The organism is Neoroseomonas lacus (assembly GCF_014644535.1).
GTDB lineage: Bacteria > Pseudomonadota > Alphaproteobacteria > Acetobacterales > Acetobacteraceae > Neoroseomonas > Neoroseomonas lacus.
On sequence record NZ_BMKW01000007.1, the window covers coordinates 231,181 to 249,452 of the forward strand.

Below are 18,272 nucleotides of genomic sequence, written 5' to 3' on the forward strand. Positions count from 1 at the left end.
CTACGGCGTCGCCTGGGAGACGCGTTGCGGCGCGGGGGCCTCGCCCTGGCGGCGTTCCATGACCCGCATGCCGTTGGCGACCCGCTGGGCGCCCTCGACGATCACCCGGTCACCGGCACGCAGCTCCCCGCTCAGCACGGCGCGGCCGGCATTCATGCGCACCAGCTCGACCGGCTGGCGCTTGGCCTTGCCGTCCTCCATCAGGAAGACGAAGCGCCCCTGCTGCCCCACCTGCAGCGCGGCGGCGGGCACCGAAAGCGCATCGGCCTCGATGCGCGGCACCAGCGTCACGCGCACGTATTGGCCCGGCCACAGGAGGCGCTCGGGGTTGGCGAAGCGTGCCTTGAGCATGATGGTGCCGGTCTGGGTGTCGACCGTGCTGTCGACGAAGATCAGCCGGCCTTCGGTCGGCGGCGCGGTGGAATCGCCGGGCACCACGCTCACCAGCGGCCCCTCGCCGCCGGCGGCCATGGCGGCGCGGATTTCGCCAAGCCAGCGCTCGGGCACCGAGAACTGCACCAGGATCGGATCGATGCGGGTGATGGTCGCCATGCCGACATTCTCTGCCTGGCGGACGAAATTGCCCGGACGCAGCGGCAGCGAGCCGAGCCGGCCGGCCATCTCGGCTCGGATCGAGGCGAATTCGATGGCGAGGCGGGTCTGGCTGGTCAGCGCTTCGTCGGCGCGCACCACGGCCTGGGCGGAAGCGGCATCGGCCTGGGCCTGCTCGAAACGCTGCGCCGCCGTGTAGCCTTCACCGCGCAGCGACTGGTAGCGTACAAGATCCGCCTGGGCGCGGGCGAGCAGCGCGCGGTCACGGGCGAGCTGGGCTTCCTGCTGGGCGAGGATCGCCTCGTTCAGCCGGGAGTCGAGGATGAACAGCGGGTCGCCCTGCTGGACCATCTGGCCTTCCTCGACCAGCACGCGCTCGATCTGGCCATCGACGCGGGGGCGGACGGTGACCACGGCTTCGGGCACCACGAGGCCGTTGGCGATGATCTCGATCGGCAGCGGGCCACGCTGAGCCGGCTCTGTGCTGACGGCGACAACCGGGGCGCCCACGGGGCGTGCGGGCGTCGCCGCCGCCGTCATTTCTGCGCGATGCTGGTACCAGTACCAACCGCCGGCGCCGGCCGCAGCCACGGCGAGGAAGAACACCACGCGCCCGGATCGGGTCATCGTCATCAGCCTTCAGCCGGACATTGACCCCTATTGATGCACTGCAGCAGGCCGCCGGCAAGTAGCCCAAGGCGAAGAATAATACAGAAAATGTATCGAAATTTTGCAAGTACCGCCGCTCGGCATCAGAGATAATCATCAGGAGCCGCAATGCTACCGTGGCGTGCATGGCGGTCCGGCGGCAGCCGTGTCCGCATCGGGGATTGAGCCCCCGGCCCGGCCGGGCCACGCTGGGCCCACATGAACACCGACATCCCCCTTCCGGGCGAGGCCCGCACCATCCTGCCGGGCCTGCGCTGGATGCGCTTCCCGCTGCCCTTCCCGCCGTCCAATGTGAATGTCTGGTTGCTGGAGGATGGCGATGGCTGGCTCGCCATCGATGCCGGCATCGCCGATGACGAGACGCGCAGCCATTGGCGCACGGCCATGGCGGGCGAGGCCTTCGGCAACCGGCCGCTGACCGGGCTGCTGGTCACCCATTTCCACCCCGACCATGCCGGGCTGATGGGCTGGCTCTCGGCCGAGCACGGGCTCACGCCGATGATGACGCGCATCGAATGGCTGCAGGCGCGCGCGGTCTGGTACGACACCGGCACGGACATGCTGCAGCAGCAGGCGGAATTCGCGCGCATTGCCGGGGCGCCGGAGGCCTACAGCGCCTATCTGCTGCGGCGGGGGGCGCTCTACGCCAAGGCAGTGGCGCCGTTGCCGCGCGCCTTCCGCGCCATCGCCGATGGCGGCACGGTGACGATCGGCGGACGCGACTGGCGGGTGATGACCGGGCAGGGCCACGCGCCGGACATGGCCTGCCTGTACTGCGCGGAACTGAAGGTGCTGATCGCCGCCGACCAGATCCTGCCGCGGATCACCCCCTATATCGGCCTGCACGCGGGGGAGCCGATGGCCGACCCGCTCGGCGCCTTTCTCGCCACGCTGGAACGCTTCCGCGCGCTGCCCGACGATACGTTGGTGCTGCCATCCCACGGCGAACCCTTCACGCCGCTGCATGCGCGGCTCGATGCGCTGGCCGCCCACCATGCGGAGCGGCTCGACGCGCTGGCGGAAGCCTGCCGCAACCCGTCCACCACCCATGCTCTGCTGCCCGCGTTGTTCCGCCGGCCGCTCGACGATCGCAGCCTCGGCTTCGGGCTGGGTGAGGCGCTCGCGCATTTGCGGCGGCTGGAGGAGACTGGTCGCGTCGAACGCCTGCCCGACGCTGACGGCGTGATCGCCTGGGGGCGCAGATAGCCATGGCGCGCCCGGCCCGCCGCATCCCGACGCCACGCGCGATGATCGTCGCCCCGCAGCCAGAGGCGGTGGAGGCCGGCGCGGCCGTGCTCGCCGCCGGCGGCAATGCGATGGATGCCGCGCTTGCCTGCGCCTTCACCCAGGGCGTGGTCGACCCGATGATGTGCGGCATCGGCGGGTTGGGCGTGATGACCGTGCATGACCCGAAGACCGGCGAGCAGATCGTCTTCGACGGACTTTCCCCCTGCCCGGCGGGCGCGCATGCCGCCATGTGGTCGAACCTGTTCGAACGCGAATGTTCGGATGGCTACGGCTTCGTGCTGCGCGGCGCGGTGAACGAGATGGGGCGCACGGCGGTGACCGTGCCGTCGATCCTGCGGACATTCGCGGATGCCCATGCCGCCTTCGGGCGGATGCCGTGGTCGGGGTTGTTCGATGGTGCGATCGACTGCGCGCGGGGCGGCTGGATGGTGCGCCCGCACGTCCACACCATGATGGCCATGGACGAGACCGCCTATGGTCGCGTCAACACCGCGAAGAAGTTGGCACTGACCGAGGAAGGCGCGCGGCTGTATCTGCGCGCCGACGGCACGCCGAAGTGGCCGGGCGAGCGCATCGTGAATGCGGAACTCGCCGCAACGCTTGGCATCATCGCGCGCGAGGGGGTCGATGCGTTCTACAAGGGCGAGATCGCGCGGCGCATAGCGGCCGACATGGCCGCCCATGGCGGGCTGATCACGGAGGCGGACCTCGCCGCCGTGCGCAGCCGGCGGGTCGCGCCGCTGCGCGTGCCCTATCGCGGCCGGACACTGCTGCTGCCGCCGCCACCGGCTGGGGGCGTGTTCATCGGTGAGATGCTGCGCATTCTCGAGCACTTCGACCTGCCGGCGATGGGGCACAACAGCGCGGCGATGATCGCCGTGCTGGCCGAGGCGATGAAGATCGCCGGGATCGACAAGGACACCCATGTCGGCGATCCGGATTTCGTGCCGGTGCCACTCTACCTGCTGCTGGGCGACGCCAACACGGCCGAGGCAGCAGCCCGCATCCGGCGCGGGGAGCGCGCCGACCTGGCGCGCGTCGGTGCGGAACCGAAAGGCACCACGACGATTTCCTGCGTCGATGCCGAGGGGCTGGTGGTGTCGGTGACGCATACGCTCGGCGTGCCCTCCGGCGTGTTGGTGCCGGGGCTCGGCTTCATGCTGAACGGGGCGATGAACTGGTACGACCCACGGCCCGGGCGCCCGACCTCCTATGCGCCGGGCAAGCGGCGGTATTCGTCGATGTCGCCGTTGATCGTGATGGAGGGTGCAACGCCCGTCGCGACGCTCGGTGCGCCGGGCGGCGCGTGGATCGGTGTCGCGCTGGCGCAGGTGCTGGTGAACCTGCTGGATTTCGGCATGGAGATTCAGGAAGCGGTGCTGGCGCCGCGCGTCAGCGCCACGAGCGCGACGCTGGACCTCTCGCTGCGCATCCCGCGCGCGACGGAAGCCGCCTTGGTCGCCGATGGCTACAGCGTGAAGCGCGTGCCGACCACCTATGCCTTCGCTGGCGTGCATGGCATCGCTATGTGGGACGGCGCGCTCGAAGGGGCCGCCGATCCGCAGCGTGATGGCTATCCGGCGGGGATTGCGTGATGGACCTGTCGGAATTCTGCCGCCGCCTGCCGAAGGTGGAACTGCATGTGCATCTGCTCGGCGCTATCCGGCTCAACACGCTGGCCGAGATGGCCGGGCGGCAGGGCGCTGGATACAGCGCCGACGAAGTCGCTGAACTCGCCAGGCGCGATGCCGAACCCAAGGGCGTGCTGCACATCCTGCGCGCGCTGGAGCAGCGCATCATGCGCGGGCCGGAGGATCTGCATCGCATCGCCTATGAGTATCTGGAGGATGCGGCGTCGCAGGGCGTCCGCCATGCCGAGATCTTCTGGAACCCGACCGGTGCGACGCGCGACACCGGCATCCCCTATGCCGCCGGGGCGGATGCGATCCTCGCCGCCTTCGACGATGCCAAGCATGACCACGGGATCTCGGCCCTACTGATTCCGTCCATCGACCGCGAGGCGACGCCCGAGGAAGCCGCCGAGATGGTCGGGTGGATGGCGGCGCATCGGCGCGACCGCATCATCGGCCTCGGCATCGACTACCGCGAGAATGACGGCCCGCCCGAGGCCTTCTGGAAGGCGTATCGCGCGGCGAAGCGCGCCGGCTTCCGGCTGACCGCACATGCCGGCGAATTCGGCTGCCACTGGCGCAACATCGAGACCGCGATCGACCTGCTGGAGGTCGAGCGCATCGACCATGGCTATACGGTGCTCGACAATCCGGCGCTGGTGCAGCGCTGCGTCGAGCGCGGCATCGTCTTCACCGTGGTGCCGACCAATTCATACTACCTGCGCACGCTGCCGCCGGATCGCTGGGCGCTCGACCACCCGATCCGGCGCATGCCGGGCGCGGGGTTATTGATCCACCCGAATACCGACGACCCGCCGCTGCATCGCATCGACCCGGAACGCTGCTGGCGCATGATGGTCGAGGATTTCGGCTTCGACCTCGACGATCTGCGTCGCTTTATGCTGAACGGCATCCTCGGCGCCTTCATTCCCGAGGACGACAAGCGCGGCCTCGCCGCCACCTTCGCCGCGGAGTATGACCGGCTCCGCGCAGAATTGGATACCGCCACATGAATGCTTCCGAGACCATCGCCGCCATCCGTGCCGATGCCCGCTTCGCCAAGGCCGCCGAGACCCTGGCCGCCGAACATGACCGCACCGTCGCCGACGTCATTACCCTGACCGAAATCCCCTCGCCGCCCTTCGGCGAGGAGCAGCGCGCGGGGGCCTATCTCGCCATGCTGCGCGCCCATGGGCTGGAGGAGGTGGAGCAGGACGAGATCGGCAATGTGATGGGCATCCGCCGCGGCTTCGGCAATGGCGAGATCCTTGTGGTGGCCGCCCATCTCGACACGGTGTTTCCTGCCGGCACCGATGTGCGCGTACGCCGCGAAGGGACAAAGCTGTTCGCCCCAGGGGTGAGCGACGACACATGGTCGCTCGCGGTCAACCTCGCTTTCATCCGCGCGCTCGACGCCGCCGGCATTCGCACGCGGCAGGATCTGTTGTTCGTTGGTGACGTCGGCGAGGAAGGTCTCGGCGATCTGCGCGGCGTGCGGCATCTGTTCGCGCAGTCGCGCCATCGCCCGCGCATCCAGGCCTTCCTGACGGTGGACAGCCCGCAGGTCGAGCACATCGTGTCGGGCGGCGTCGGTTCGCGGCGCTATCGCGTGACCTTCCGCGGGCCTGGCGGGCATTCCTATGCCGCCTTCGGCCTGGTCAACCCGATGTATGCGATGGCCGAAGCCGCGCGCGGCCTCGCCGCCGTGGAGGTGCCGAAATTCCCGCCGACGACGCATTGCGTCAGCGTCGTCTCGGGCGGCACCTCGATCAATGCCATCGCCAATGCGGTGACGATCGAGGTCGATCTGCGTTCGGCCTCGGCTGTCGAACTTGAACGGCTGGATCAACGCTTCCTCGCGATCGTCGATGACGCGGTGGCGACCGAGAATGCCGCGCGCTCGACCGCCTCCGGCGTGATCACTGCCGAGATCGCCCGCGTCGGCGACCGCCCGGCCGGCGAAACCCCAGCCGGGTCGCCGATCCGTGACATCGCCGCGGCGGCCGTCGCGGCGGAGGGATACGCGCCGCAATTCGAATTCTCCTCGACCGACGCGAATGTGCCGATGAGCCTCGGCATTCCTGCATTGAAGGTTGGCGCCGGCGGGCGCGGCGGACGGGCGCATTCGCTTGAGGAATGGCTCGATGTCGAGCCCAAGGAGAGCCTGCGCGGCATGCGCACGACGCTCGCGGCGATTCTCGCGCTGGCGGGGATGGAGGGCATCGGCTGACACCAACGGCCGAACGCTTCGGCCGCAGGTATCCGCCTTATCAGGCCCCCGGACGCCTCATGCCGAAGGCAGCCCTTGGGCGTGACGCGCACACCTTCGGCTTGATTGGCTTTCGCCAGACCGCCGACGGGCCGCGGCCTCGGCACGAGGCAGAGCTTCGTACCGCTGGCATGGGTCGTTCCTCAAAGCGGCGCAGCGGCATGGCGGCCGGCATCGACGGGTCTCCGGAGCCTCGTCAGCCGCGGCGCTGCTCCGCCTCGGCCAGCACGGCGTCGAGCGTGACGTCGCGGTTGATCCCGCCGACGAGGTCGGAGAATCCGTCGCGGCGCAATAGGTCGCGCACCTCGCCGTGCGGCCCGGTGACGGCCAGCCGAATGCCCTGTCCGCCCAGCGTCGCATGCAGCTTCCGCAGCATGGCGACCGCGGCCAGGTCGAGATGCGGCGCGGCCGAAAGATCGCAGACGACCAGCCGCACCGATCCGGCCGGCTGCGCGGCAAGTCGCGCCAGCACCGCCTGGAGCACGGTCTCGGCATTCACGTAGAGCATCGAGCCCTCGGGGCGGAAGGCGATCACGCCCGGGATCGGCGCGTTCTCCGGATGGCGGAGCATGTCGCCGTACCGCGTCGTGCCGGGAATGCGCCCGAGGAAGGCGACATGCGGCCGGCTCGTCTGCAGCAGCATCATGAGCACCGAGGCCAGCGCCGCCAGCAATATACCCTGCAGGATGCCGAGCAGCAGGACGCCCGCCAGTGCCACCGCCGCGGCGGCGAAGTCGGTGCGGTTGACGCACCAGAGGCGGCGCAGCTCGCGCAGATCGATCAGCCCGGCGACGGCCGTCAGCACCACCGCCGCGAGCGTTGCCTTCGGCAGGTTGGCCAGCAATCCGGTCAGGAACAACAGGCACAGGGCGAGGGTCGCGGCGGCGAAAAGCAGTGTCAGCGGCGTGCGCGAACCCGCCTTCTCGGCGACCGCGGATTGCGACAGGCCGCCGGCGACCGGATAGCCATGCCCCAGCCCGGCCAGCAGGTTCGCCGCACCGATTCCAAGGAATTCCTGCCGTGGGTCGAGCACGTAGCCATGCTTCTCGGCGAAGCTGCGCGCCGCCGAGACGCCCTCGATATAGGCGAGCAGCAGACAGCCGGCGGCGAGCGGGAAGACACCTTCCACGTCGGTCAGTCGCAAGGTGGGCAGGCCGAGATCCGGCAATCCCGAGGGGATCAGGCCCGTCACCGCCACGCCATGCGCCTGGAGGCCGAGCAGCCCGGCGGCGGCGATCGACAGCACCACCACGCCAAGTGCCACCGGCCGCCCCGGCATTATCCGCCCCCCGAGGACCAGCAGGATGAGAGCCGCGAGCCCCACCGCCAGCGTGACTGGGTTAAGGCCGGGCAATTGTCCGGCCAGCATCACCACGCGTTCGATCACGTTCTGCCCGCCGCCGGGGACGCCAAACAGGGCGGGCAACTGCGTGATGGCGATGGTGATGCCGGCGCCGGCCTTGAAGCCGACGAGGATGCTGTCGCTGATGAGCTTGACCAGCACGCTGAGCCGCAGCGCCCAGGCGATCAGGCAGAGCAGTGCGACGGTGAAGGCTGCCAGGCTGGCGATGGCGGCGTAGCGCACCGGATCACCCGCCGCCATGCCGCCGACCGCGCCCGCGACCATGAGGGAGATGGCCGATGTGGGCCCGATCGCGAGATGCCGGGAGGAGCCCAGCAGTGCATAGCCGAGCCCGCCGAGCATGTAGCCATAGACACCGACTTGCGCGGGCAGGCCGGCCAGCGTCGCGTAAGCCAAGGCCACCGGCACGGCATAGGCGGCGAGCGTGATGCCTGCCATCAGATCCGACCCGAACCAGGCGCGCTGATACCCTTTTAGCCAACCGAATGGCGGCAACAACGCTTGCAGGCGGCTCGTCAGGGCGGTGCTCATGGCGATTCGATGGGCTTCGCCGGCATGGTGGCGGGGTCACGAGGCGATCGATCGGCCTCGTCGCGGCGGCCGCCGGCGTCGGGCGGCGCACCGTCATCGGTGGCGAGTTCCCGCTGCAGGAAATGGTTGAGGAACGTCCGGATCCCCGCGACCGCGGCAAGCTTGCCGATCTGGTCCCAATCCGGGGAGACGGCAGTGCCGACAATGTCGGCCGCCAGTTGAAATTCAAGCGCCAGCGAAAGGTTGCGCGCGAGGCCCATGCGCACCGCCTGTGCCCGTTGCCGTCCGACCAGCCGCGTCAGCGCGACCAGCGCGCCGACCAGGATGATGGCGATGCTCACACCCTCGATGCCCAACTTCAACCAGGATGCCGCGAGGCTGATTGCCGCCTCGAACTCCTCGGGCAACGCGGTGACGTTCATCCCCTGGCCTCCCGTCGCGGTCGCGGATCGATCGTCCCGCGACGAAGCGCTCACGGCATCCACGCACCCAGCCCGGGTTCGTAGCCGCGACATCTATATTGACGCGCATCGCGACCATATTGCGATGGCGCAGGCCGCCTGCGCACGCAGGTCGCGTCAGCATGCCGGCGAAGGCTGGCGGCGCCGTCGGTCAGCCGCCGGTCTCGGGGGTCGGCCGGACCCGGCGTCGCGCCGTCGCGACCATTTTGGCCGGACGGCTCACCCGAGCGGCCACGGCTTCGACGACTGGGCGGCGCGGCTCGGGCGCGACCGGTGCCGGCGCTTCCTCGACCAGGAAGACCTGTTCCATCGCCAGCAGGCGTGCGCGCACCTCTTCCGGCGGCGCACCCGCGGAATTCACGACGGCCTGCAGCATGGCGAAGGCCCCGGCACGCTCTTCGGCATTGTCCGGCAACAAGGCCGGCAGCGTCTCGATGGCGCGGGCCTCATCGATCATCAGCATGAAGAATTGCTGGCGGACGATTCGCTTGAACTCGGGCAGCGGCAGGGACTGCACCCCGTATTCACGGCGCAGGCGGCGGATCACGCCGAAGCTGCGCTCATCGGCCAAGGCCAAGGGCAGGCGAACCCAGAGCAGCGCCCGCAGCACCGCCTCCCGCAGCCCACCTTCCGTCATGCCGGCACGCAGACGCTCTGTGGCGAGGGCGATGAACTGCTGGTGGTCAGGGGAATCGCCAGGACGCAGGCGCGGCGGCGCGCTCGCGGCTGCCACGCCCGTCGCGGCCTGCACGAGCGGTGACGCATAGAATTTCTGGAAGAATTGCTCGCTGAACGCGTCACGTTGGCGGCCATAGGCCTCGAGCGTCTGCGTGACGAGTTGCGAGACCTGGCGTTCGGCAGCGCGGCCCGGATTGTCCTCGGCGACCGGGGTGCGGTTGCTGCGGGCCATCTCCGCGGCCCAGCGCACCCAGCCCATCCAGGGATTACGATCGGAGAACATCGTGTAGGTGAGGCGTGCCGGATGCAGCTGTGCCGAGACCGTCGTCACCGCGGGGGTCGCCAGTTTCTGGAGAGCCGGTTGGGCGAATTCCCGATACAGGGCGAGGTTCGTTTCCGACACGCGACGCATGGCGGCGAAGCGCTTCTCATCCTCGGGGCTGGTGCCGCCATGAACGGCCAGGTCGGACATGTCGCGCGCCTCGAAGGTCGCAAGCCAGGCGCCATGATCCTTCGGCGCATCGTTGTCGGGATGCAGCACGGCTTCGTAGAGGCCCGGCGGCAGCACGTCGATCATGTCCATGTTCGATGCGAACTCGGCGTGTTCCTTCCGCGCCACGCCGCCCGAGACGAAGATGCCGAGATGCCCGATGCTGCCATGCACGGAATAGACGATGGTCTGCCCGTGGGTGCGCAGGTCGTTCAGGTCCGGGTAGAGATCGGTGATCCAGGACAGCGCCTGCGCGGGCGGCGTGATATCGTCGCCTTCCGAGCAGAAGACGATGATCGGCGAGGTGACGGCCCGCAGGTCGACCCGCGTTCCGTCGGAGAAGGTGAGTTCGCCGGTCGCGAGCCTGTTGCCGACGAAGAGTTCGTCGACGATGAATTGCATCTCGGCGGCATTCAGCTTGACGTGGCCGCCCCACCATTTCTCGAAGCCGAGATAGCGATCGGCGGCACTGTCGACATCCGCCCAGACCTCGTACTGCTTGGTCCAATAGGTATTCGCCGGGTTGCCGCTCTCGAAATTCGACACCAGCCATGCGCCGTCGAATATGCCGCCGCCGAGATCGCCGGTCATCGCGGTCAGCCAGGACCCGCCGAGCAGGCCGCCGAGATAGCGCATCGGCGCCTTGCCCGGCACGCCGGCCCAATAGGAAACCGGCGCGCCGGCAATCAGCAGTGGGCCGAAGGCCTCGGGGCGGATGGCGGCGGCCATCAGCAGTGCCCAACCGGCCTGGCAATTGCCGATCGCCACCGGCTTGCCATCCGCGACCTGGTGGCGGTGGCCGACTTCCTCGGCGAAGGCGGCGATGGCGCGGACCACGTCCTCGATGGTCTGGCCGGGTTCGGGCTCGGGGCGGAAGCCGACGAAATAGCAGGGATGTCCGGCGGCCATGGCCACGCCGATCTCGCTGTCGGCCTTGAAGCCGCCAATGCCCGGGCCGTGGCCGGCGCGCGGGTCGATGACGATGAAGGCGCGGTTGAGCGGGTCGGCGGGCAGTGTGCCAGCGGGCGGGGTGACACGCGCGACCCAGTAATTCACCGGCCGCGGCAGGTCGCGCCCATCCATCACGACTTCGAAGCCGAAATCGAGGACGTTGCGCATCGGGTCGTCCTCGTGTTCGAGGAAGGCATTGCCGCGCGCCCGCAGGACATCGAGGAAGATGACCGATCGCTGCCAGGCGTCCAGCGCATAGGCGCCCCAGGGGAACGGGCCGAGGTCAGGCGTCATGATATCTCTCCGGTCGCGGCGCGCGGGCGCCATCGGACAAAGCGCATTCTCGCACGCCGGTTGGCGGTGCGCTTTGATCCTTCTCATAACAGGCTTGCTCGCCGACGCCGCCATGAAGACATGACGAGGCGCGGCGACATTGTCGTGACAGGCCCCGGGACCAGGCCGCGTCATTTCTCCATGCCGGGGCGAGGCCACAAGCCGGCCGCCACCGCCAGCCGCACGGCCTCCGTAAAGCTGCCGACCTGAAATTTCTGCATCAGGTTGGCGCGATGGAACTCCACGGTGCGCGTGCCGACCTTCAGGTCGAAGGCGATCATCTTGTTGGCCTGTTCGGCAACGAGACCCGGCAACACCTCAGTTTCACGCGGAGAGCGCGCGCCGATGCTTGCCGCGGCATCCTTGGCGCCGTCAGCACGGGCGTGTGGCTCATCGCACCGCTTCAGCGCGCTCTCGGCGGCGCCAAGGATGCTTGCCTAGTATAGGGCTTCTCGATGAAGTCGCAGGCGCCGGCCATCATGGCGCTGACGGCCAACGCCACATCGCCATGCGCCGTGACGACAACGATGGGGAAGCGCAGGCCACGCTCGGACATGGCGGCCGGCGGGGCGAGCCCAGCCATGCCGGGCGCATCCGCACATCCAGCAGCAGGACGCCAGCCAGCAGCAACATCGGCAGCCGAGGCAGTACGGAACCGTTCTTGTCTGGAGGCGGGTATCGCGGGAGGGCGGCACTCCAAAACCTCGCAATACTACGAGGTTCGGTCCTTGCGATGGCGGGCGGCGCGATGCCGATGGGGTATGGAGATCAGGTTGCCGGCGACGACCATGAGGCGGCGCGCGCATTGCCGCGCGCCGCCTCATGGCGTCACGTCAAGGGTCGGTCGGCGGGCATCCGGGCGTTGGCCCGGATGCGTCAGGCGCAGACCCGGAGCTCGACGCCCCGCTTGCTGCGCTCCGGCGTGAAGGCGACGCCGCCGAGTTCGAACACCCGCCTGAGCGTGGCGAGGACCGTTTCGGACGGTGTGGCGTGACCGGCCTCGAAAGTCTCCAGCACTGCGACTGGAATGCGGGCCACGAAGGCAACCTCTGCCGTGTCGAGGTCCAACAGCGCGCGGGCCTCGCGGCACAGCAGCGGCGTCAGGACTGTTTTCATGCGAGCCGTTCGCTCCCCCACCGTCGCGGGCCTCAGCCCTTCGCAGCCTTGCGCTTGGCCTTCTTGACGCCGCCCAGGGCCGCGGTCTTGAGCGACGGGCTGGCCTTGAAGCGAACCGTCGCACCGGCCTTGATCTGGACCTTCTCGCCGGTCTTCGGGTTCAGGCCGGTACGCTTCGGGGTCTCGCGAACGATGAAGGCGCCGAAATCGGGGATGGTGAATCGGCCGCTCTGCACGATCTCGGTCTTGATCGCCTCAATGATATCGCCGGCCAGCTTCGTCGCGGCAACGCCGGACAGATCGGTGGAGCCGGCGATGACCTCGGTCAGGAACTTCTTCGACACAGGCAGGATCTCCGTTGCGAATGGCGATTCCATAGCCGAGCCGGCGAAACTTGTCAGCGGCATGTCTCGCATGCGGGCATTGCGCCAGCAACGACCCTACAGGGCATCGCGCGCCTGCTCCACCGCATCACGAGTCGCGACCAAGGCCGCGAGGGTAGTGCCTGCCTGCTTCACCGCGCCGGTTTCTTCCGGATCGACATAGGACACCTGCTCCTCGGCATCGAGGACGCCCGCGGCCAGTTGTTCCCGCAATTCGTCGAGTCGCGACCGGACGTCATCGGGATCCGCATCCGGCGCATCGAGCCATTCCGCAACGATGATGCCGACCTCCCGTCCCATCCGCGCCGGCTGGACTCCGCGCGCCGCCATGGCCTGCAGCCGCATCAATGCCGCATCGAGGGGACGCAGTGCCGCCGGCCGCCTTGCCGCCATGACCATTCTCCTGTTGATGGCGGCGCTATAGCAGATTCTTGTTTTGTTCTCCAACGGATACTTGCCGGGCAGGGCTTTTCGAATCGGCGTCGGGGACGGAACCGTACCAACAGCGTCGCAGGATTTTGGCGCTCGCGCCTCGATGGGACGCTCGCGTCCTGCCCACCATCCACTCGTGGAGCCCGGATCGGCGACAGCAGGTTCATGCTAGGCGCAGCGCTTGTGGGACGATTGCCGCGCCCCGGGGCGCAGGCAAGCCGGGCAGCGTTGCTCGCCTGCCCGGCTCGCCGAGGTGAATGGGCATGCGCGCCATGGCGCCGCCCGCGGACCGGCGTCACCTGCCGCGCGATGCCCGGACGCCCGAAAGCCGCCGGCAAGGATGGCGATATGGTCCTCAGCCGATGAGGTCGAGAATGATCCTGCGGATTTCGGCCTTGGTGAGACCCGTCGGTTGGGGCGCCGTCGCCACGTCATGGGCGGGGTGCTGTAGATTGGAACCGGAGGGATGCTTCGGATGCCAGGGTGTGGCGTTGAGGGTAGTCAGTGTGTGCATGTGCATGTTCGGCCGCCGGGTCCATGCGGACACGGTGCCAAGATCCTTGAAGTCAGAAAGAGGAAGATTGGTGACTACGTGGTCGGCCGCGGCGCGACGCCATTGGCGTTGCATGGCACGCTGGCCGAACCGTCCTCAAGAACGCCCTGATGGAGCGGAGGACAAAGCAGACAGGTGGGCGCTGATGCGCCCACCCATCGCAGGCGTGGTGTTCAGGCGAGCTTCAGGTTGCAGGCCGACATCTTGCCCTGCTGGCCGCGCTGCACGTCATAGGTGAGCTTGTCGCCTTCGCGCAGCGCCGAGATGCCGGCACGCTCCACGTCGGAGATGTGGACGAACACGTCATTGGTGCCGTCATCCGGCTGGATGAAGCCAAAGCCCTTGGTCGCGTTGAACCACTTGATGGTGCCGTTGGACATGGAAGTATTCCGATCAAACAAGATGTACCGCACGCACGAACCCGCACGGCGGATCAAACTTCTGTAGGGAGCGGGCAGCGGGCTCGGCGCTCGATCACGAGCTAGGAGAGCAGGCCGAACCAAACAAGGCTGACGCAGTGAACATAGGCGCATCAAGGGCGATTACAAGCGTTGCTTCAGGCAGCGCGCAGAATGAACAGGGCTTGCCTACCCTTTCCTCAATCATCGCTGGGCGCTGGCCGCCGCAGCCATAATGCCCCAGCCCGGGCATTGACGCGGTGCCGGCTTGTAAAGTCACCTGTGCTGAACTTTGTGATCCAGCCGGAGTTCGTCATGCCACGTCGCCCTTTGCGAAGGCTCATCGCCCTGTTGATGCTGGGCGCGCTTCTCCTGCCCATCAGCGCGCCGCGGGCGCAGACCCTCACCGCAGTGCTCGAGGCCGAGATCGTTACCCTCGACCCGCATTTCACCCCGGCCTACATCACCCGCACCTTCGGCTACATGGTGTTCGACACGTTGTTCGCCATGGACAGCCAGGGTCGGGTGCAGCCGCAGATGGTGCAATCCTGGACGGCCTCGCCCGACGGGCTGACCTGGACCTTCACACTGCGAGAGGGCCTTGCCTGGCATGACGGCACGCCGGTGACGGCCGCCGATTGCGTCGCCTCCATCCAGCGCTGGGGCACGCGCAGCGCCCTTGGCAGCCGCATGCTGGCGGCGATCGGCTCGATCGAGACCAAGGACGCGCGCAGCTTCACCCTGACGCTGAAGGAACCCTTCGGCCTGGTGCTGGAGACGCTCGGCACCACCTCCTCGCCCGTGCCGTTCATGATGCCGGAGCGCCTGGCCCGCACGCCGGGGACGGAACGCATCACCGAGATCATCGGCTCCGGCCCCTTCACCTATAGCCGTGCCGACCATCGCACCGGCGACCGCATGCTGCTGCGCCGCAACGCGGCCTATGTGCCGCGCGCCGAACCCGCCGACCATCTGGCCGGCGGCAAAGTGGCACGCATCGAAGCGCTCGACATCCGCGTGATCCCCGATGGTGCGACCGCGGTCTCGGCGATGCGTACCGGCGAGATCGACTACATCCAGTACGCGCCCTTCGACCTGCTCGGGCAGTTGGAGCGCGACCGCCGCGTGCGCGTGCAATCCTTCACCGGCCTCGAACAATTCACCGGTCATTACCGCACCAATGCGGCCTCCGGCCCCTTCGCCGATCCCGCCATTCGCCGCGTGCTACTGCATCTGGTGGACCAGAGCGAGGTGATGGCGGGCATGGGCCTGTCGGACCGCTACTCTCGCACCTGCAATGCGTTCTTCATCTGCGGCTCACCCTATGAATCCGCGGTCGGTACCGAGCCGATGCAGCGCCCCTCCATCGAGGCGGCGCGCGAGGCGCTGCGGCAGACGCGCTACGCCGGCGAACCGGTGATCGTGCTTGTCGCCAACGATCTCGAAGCGCCGAAGATCTCCAGCGAGATCCTCGCCGACCGGCTCCGCCGCGCCGGCTTCACGGTGGACATGCAGGTGATGGACTGGGCCTCGGTGCTCGCCCGCCGCACGCGCCGCGACGGCTGGAGCGTGTTCGGCGTGCATGCGCTGGGCGTGGATCTGCACAACCCGCTGACCAATTCCGTCGTCGGCTTCAACTGCACCAATGCGCTGACCGGCGGCTTCCATTGCCAGGAAGCGCTGACCCCGCTCTTCGCGCAATTTGCCGCGGCGCCGACACTGGAAGCGCGCCAGGCGCTCGCCGCGCAGATGCAGGAGATCATCTACGGCCAGGGCATGGCCGTGCCGTGGGGCCAGTTCGCCCAGCCCGCCGTGCATCGCGTGCAACTGGAAAACCTGATCCCCTCGGCCATCCCCCTGTTTTGGAATGTCGGAAAGCGTTGACCACCATGTATGACGTGATCGTTGTGGGCGCCGGTTCCGCCGGCGCCCCGGTTGCCGCGCGGCTGTCCGAGGATGGCCATCGTCGCGTGTTGTTGCTCGAAGCCGGCCGCGACTGGCGTTCCGCCGATGCGCCGCACGCGCTGCGCAGCGCCAATATCATCCCCTTCATGCACGACCCGAGGAACCAGGCCGAATGGCAGTGGCCGGGCCTGATGACGCGCCGCACCGCCGCGCAGGAACCGCGCTTCTACTGGCGCGGCAAGGCGATGGGCGGATCCTCGACGGTGAACGCGCAGATCGCCATCCGTGGCGTACCCGCCGCCTTCGATTCCTGGGCCGAGGCAGGGTGCGAAGGATGGGCAGCCAGCGACGTGCTGCCGTTGTTCGATGCCATCGAGGATGACGCCGACACCGGCATCGCACCCGGCATCCGCCAGGGTGGCCCCCTGCCCGTCTTTCGCATGCCGGCCGAACAATGGGGCGCGGTCGATCTCGGGCTGCGCGACGCGGCGCTGGCAGCGGGTTATCGCTGGAAGCCGGACCTCAACGCGCCCGAAGGCGAAGGCATTTCCTGCAACCCGATCAACCTCCGCGACGGGGTGCGGGTGACGACCAATGACGGCTATCTGGAGCCCGCGCGTGGCCGCGCCAACCTCACCATCCGTGGCGGGGCGCTGGTCGATCGCGTGCTGTTCGACGGCAACCGCGCGCGCGGCGTGCGCGTGCGATTCGGCGATGCATGGGAAGAGATCGAAGGCCGTGAGATCGTGCTCTGCGCCGGCGCGATCCATAGCCCGACCATCCTCATGCGCTCTGGGATCGGCCCGGCGGCGGCGCTGCGCGCGCTCGGCATCGCCGTCCTGCATGACCTCCCGGCGGTTGGCCAGCATCTGATGGATCATCCGATTCTGCGCGCGAGCATCGACCTCAGGCCCGGCTTCCGCGCGCGCGGCGCCGATGCGCGCCACACCAATTGCTGCCTGACCTACAGCAGTGGCCTCGCCGGCGGCGGCGAGCGCGACATGATCATGATCGCCTACAATCATCGCAGCCTGACGGAAGATGGCGAACCGGCGCCGGTCGGCGCCATCGGCGTCGCGCTCTATGACGCCTTCTCGCGCGGGGAACTGCGCCTGACCTCGGCCGATCCGGAAGCGCAACCCGTTGTCGACGAGAACATGCTCGACGACCCGCGCGACCGGCTGCGGCTGCGCGACGGTGTGCGACGCTTGGCGACTCTGACCGCGCTCACGCCAATCTCGGCGATCGCCGAGGCCATCCAGTTCGGCGAAAGCGGCCTGTCCATGCATGATACCGCGGCCCTGGAGGATGACGCGCTGGACGCCATCATGCTGCGCGAGGCGGGCGACATCCAGCACGCCGCCGGCACCTGCCGCATGACCGCGCATGAGGACCCGCGCGGCGTGGTCGACCCCGACCTCAAGGTGCGCGGCGTGACCGGACTGCGCGTGGCCGATGCGTCGATCATGCCGACGGATTGCCGCGCCAACCTCCACTTCACCTGCGTGATGATCGGCGAGAACCTGGCCCGTCGCATGCGCGCATCGGCCTGAATTCAGGCTGGCGTCACGCCTGATACCAACGCTCGCCGTACGCGAACGTTAGTATCCACATTTTCGTGTCCGTAAACGTGACGTGCCGGAGGCACGCCCCCGGCGCCGGGTCGTTCGCCCCGCACGGAGATGCCGCGGAGGCGGGCCTCCGGCTCCCCTAACCGCGCGAGCCGTCGCCGCTCGGAGCTGCTGCCGATCGTCGGCCGCAGGCTGATTGTCAATGACGATGACCGCCGCGTCAGCATCATTGGCACACTGCTGCGGCACCATCGAGTGACGCCTGTTGGCGCGCTTCACGCCTCGCGCACCTCGCAGGTCCTTGGACTCCGAACGCTCATCCGGCGGCCGATTCGTCACGATGCGCGGGGCGGTCGTCCAATTTCGTTGCAGTACCGAGGCTCATGTATGATGCTGCCCTGCATCGGAGGTCCCTGCCGGGGCGCCGATGCTTGGGAAGGTTCGAGGCGCCGCGAGGTGGCAGATGCCGCTGGGGTTGCGCTGGTTCGTGTTCCGCCCGACTGCCGAATGACCACGCAAACGCAACCTGGATCTTGCGCATGACCCTTCATTCCTCTGGCACACATCGGCCAAGCTCCGACGTCGTTTCAATGAGTTGAGGCTTGCCTGGTAGCGACGTCATGACCCCCTCGGTGGGTGAACCGGATGATGCCGCCCTGCGGGTGCACTTCGACCAGTGCCACAGGCTCGAATGCCGCGGCGGTTGCGTACGTTTCGGCGCGCTGCCGAATGAGGTCA

At 68.3% G+C, this 18,272-nt stretch carries 17 protein-coding genes; 6 read left to right on the top strand and 11 right to left on the bottom strand.

Annotated elements, in window-relative coordinates; all coding sequences use genetic code 11:
• Positions 1-1,185, bottom strand: a complete 1,185-nt coding sequence (locus IEY36_RS15355) for an efflux RND transporter periplasmic adaptor subunit (protein ID WP_229681341.1) — start codon at positions 1,183-1,185, stop codon at positions 1-3.
• A gap of 234 nt (positions 1,186-1,419) precedes the next feature.
• Here IEY36_RS15355 and IEY36_RS15360 point away from each other — a divergent pair, with 234 nt between their 5' ends.
• From IEY36_RS15360 to IEY36_RS15375, 4 genes are read left to right on the top strand one after another with little or no spacing between them, the layout of a single operon-like run.
• Complete coding sequence (locus IEY36_RS15360) at positions 1,420-2,427, top strand: MBL fold metallo-hydrolase (RefSeq protein ID WP_188968136.1); 1,008 nt, start codon at positions 1,420-1,422, stop codon at positions 2,425-2,427.
• 2 nt (positions 2,428-2,429) lie between these two features.
• Entirely contained in the window at positions 2,430-4,064 is a 1,635-nt protein-coding gene (locus tag IEY36_RS15365) for a gamma-glutamyltransferase family protein (protein WP_188968137.1), read from the top strand.
• Entirely contained in the window at positions 4,064-5,113 is a 1,050-nt protein-coding gene (gene add, locus IEY36_RS15370) for an adenosine deaminase (protein ID WP_188968138.1), read from the top strand. The genes IEY36_RS15365 and add overlap by 1 nt, the downstream gene beginning before the upstream one ends.
• Positions 5,110-6,330 (top strand): M20/M25/M40 family metallo-hydrolase, encoded by a 1,221-nt coding sequence (locus IEY36_RS15375; protein ID WP_188968139.1) that lies wholly within the window; start codon positions 5,110-5,112, stop codon positions 6,328-6,330. The genes add and IEY36_RS15375 overlap by 4 nt, the downstream gene beginning before the upstream one ends.
• A gap of 235 nt (positions 6,331-6,565) precedes the next feature.
• On the opposite strand, the gene IEY36_RS15380 is transcribed toward IEY36_RS15375, so the two are convergent.
• The 10 genes from IEY36_RS15380 to IEY36_RS15425 all read right to left on the bottom strand — a co-directional run bounded on the left by IEY36_RS15380 (position 6,566) and on the right by IEY36_RS15425 (position 14,040).
• Positions 6,566-8,263 (bottom strand): SulP family inorganic anion transporter, encoded by a 1,698-nt coding sequence (locus IEY36_RS15380; RefSeq protein ID WP_188968140.1) that lies wholly within the window; start codon positions 8,261-8,263, stop codon positions 6,566-6,568.
• Entirely contained in the window at positions 8,260-8,685 is a 426-nt protein-coding gene (locus IEY36_RS15385) for a DUF1622 domain-containing protein (RefSeq protein ID WP_188968141.1), read from the bottom strand. The genes IEY36_RS15380 and IEY36_RS15385 overlap by 4 nt, the downstream gene beginning before the upstream one ends.
• 190 nt (positions 8,686-8,875) lie before the next feature.
• The gene (locus IEY36_RS15390; RefSeq protein WP_188968142.1) at positions 8,876-11,137 is read right to left on the bottom strand and encodes a DUF3141 domain-containing protein; all 2,262 of its coding nucleotides are present in this window, start codon (positions 11,135-11,137) and stop codon (positions 8,876-8,878) included.
• A 170-nt stretch (positions 11,138-11,307) separates the two neighbouring features.
• Positions 11,308-11,607 (bottom strand): LuxR C-terminal-related transcriptional regulator, encoded by a 300-nt coding sequence (locus IEY36_RS15395; RefSeq protein WP_308423171.1) that lies wholly within the window; start codon positions 11,605-11,607, stop codon positions 11,308-11,310.
• A complete protein-coding gene (locus IEY36_RS15400) occupies positions 11,580-11,759 on the bottom strand; it encodes a response regulator (protein ID WP_188968144.1) in 180 nt (59 codons plus the stop codon). Before IEY36_RS15400 ends, IEY36_RS15395 begins: the two co-directional genes overlap by 28 nt.
• Before the next feature lie 293 nt (positions 11,760-12,052).
• Positions 12,053-12,292, bottom strand: a complete 240-nt coding sequence (locus IEY36_RS15405; RefSeq protein WP_188968145.1) for a helix-turn-helix domain-containing protein — start codon at positions 12,290-12,292, stop codon at positions 12,053-12,055.
• A 32-nt stretch (positions 12,293-12,324) separates the two neighbouring features.
• Complete coding sequence (locus IEY36_RS15410) at positions 12,325-12,636, bottom strand: HU family DNA-binding protein (RefSeq protein WP_188968146.1); 312 nt, start codon at positions 12,634-12,636, stop codon at positions 12,325-12,327.
• A gap of 96 nt (positions 12,637-12,732) precedes the next feature.
• A complete protein-coding gene (locus tag IEY36_RS15415; RefSeq protein WP_188968147.1) occupies positions 12,733-13,122 on the bottom strand; it encodes a hypothetical protein in 390 nt (129 codons plus the stop codon).
• A gap of 340 nt (positions 13,123-13,462) precedes the next feature.
• The gene (locus IEY36_RS15420) at positions 13,463-13,735 is read right to left on the bottom strand and encodes a hypothetical protein (protein ID WP_188968148.1); all 273 of its coding nucleotides are present in this window, start codon (positions 13,733-13,735) and stop codon (positions 13,463-13,465) included.
• Positions 13,736-13,833: 98 nt separating this feature from the next.
• Positions 13,834-14,040 (bottom strand): cold-shock protein, encoded by a 207-nt coding sequence (locus IEY36_RS15425; protein ID WP_188968149.1) that lies wholly within the window; start codon positions 14,038-14,040, stop codon positions 13,834-13,836.
• Between the two features lie 333 nt (positions 14,041-14,373).
• Here IEY36_RS15425 and IEY36_RS15430 point away from each other — a divergent pair, with 333 nt between their 5' ends.
• Together IEY36_RS15430 and IEY36_RS15435 are read left to right on the top strand one after the other, a co-directional pair.
• On the top strand, positions 14,374-15,942 hold the full coding sequence (locus IEY36_RS15430; RefSeq protein ID WP_229681343.1) for an ABC transporter substrate-binding protein: 1,569 nt from the start codon (positions 14,374-14,376) through the stop codon (positions 15,940-15,942).
• 5 nt (positions 15,943-15,947) lie between these two features.
• On the top strand, positions 15,948-17,516 hold the full coding sequence (locus IEY36_RS15435) for a GMC family oxidoreductase (RefSeq protein WP_188968150.1): 1,569 nt from the start codon (positions 15,948-15,950) through the stop codon (positions 17,514-17,516).
• The last annotated feature ends 756 nt before the right edge of the window (positions 17,517-18,272 follow it).